Annotated in this window: 1 protein-coding gene and 1 pseudogene; both read left to right on the top strand. The window is 53.2% G+C overall.

Features of this window, described 5'->3' with window-relative positions:
- Positions 1-162 (top strand): annotated as a pseudogene (locus tag WMP97_RS11880) (DoxX family protein); the annotation flags it as partial.
- 88 nt (positions 163-250) lie between these two features.
- The gene (locus tag WMP97_RS11780) at positions 251-493 is read left to right on the top strand and encodes a ribbon-helix-helix domain-containing protein (protein WP_005292604.1); all 243 of its coding nucleotides are present in this window, start codon (positions 251-253) and stop codon (positions 491-493) included.
- Positions 494-693: the final 200 nt, after the last annotated feature.

Below are 693 nucleotides of genomic sequence, written 5' to 3'. Positions count from 1 at the left end.
GGCGTAGGAATCACAGCCATGATTGGAGTCATCGCCTATTTCTGCGCGGCCGCAGCAGCCCATGTCCGCGCCCACTTCCTCGGTAGCGCATTCTGGATCAACTGCTTAGGCATGCTCGCATTCTCCATCGGAGTACTGATCCTGACGCTCGCACTGAATTAAGACACCAGTCAACCTTTCACGGCTTCCTGAAGGCAGATACATCATTGCACCTCTTGAATGATGACTTGATGCTTTCTACCCTAAAGGTATGCGCACGACGATAAACCTCCCGCCGAAACTCCTTGAAGAAACGAAGGTCCAAGCCAAAGCCAACAATGTCACTTTGAGCTCATACGTCGAAGAGGCGGTCCGCGCTGCCCTCAAGAAGGAAGCCCGCATCAGTACCGAAGACACCCCCGTTAACCTGCCCTCCTTCGATTGCGGCGGACCGGCTCTAGTTGATCTCAGCAACAAAGAAGCTGTGTGGGCGGTACTCGATGATCATTCCTGATGTCAACATTCTCGTTTATGCCTTCCACTCCGCTGCACCGCAACATAAACCCGCTCAACAATGGCTAAGTAGTGCTCTAAATCGGCATGAAACAATTGGACTCCTGGATGTTGTGGCAACGGGCGTGCTGTCAAGGGGTGAATGCGCCACTTCGACCGGGAGGTAGTTGTGACGCGTTGGACTCCGAAGGATGTTAAGGA

The organism is Corynebacterium sp. KPL4072 (assembly GCF_037908395.1).
GTDB lineage: Bacteria > Actinomycetota > Actinomycetes > Mycobacteriales > Mycobacteriaceae > Corynebacterium > Corynebacterium kefirresidentii.
This window is presented reverse-complemented; position numbering and strand designations above follow the sequence as displayed.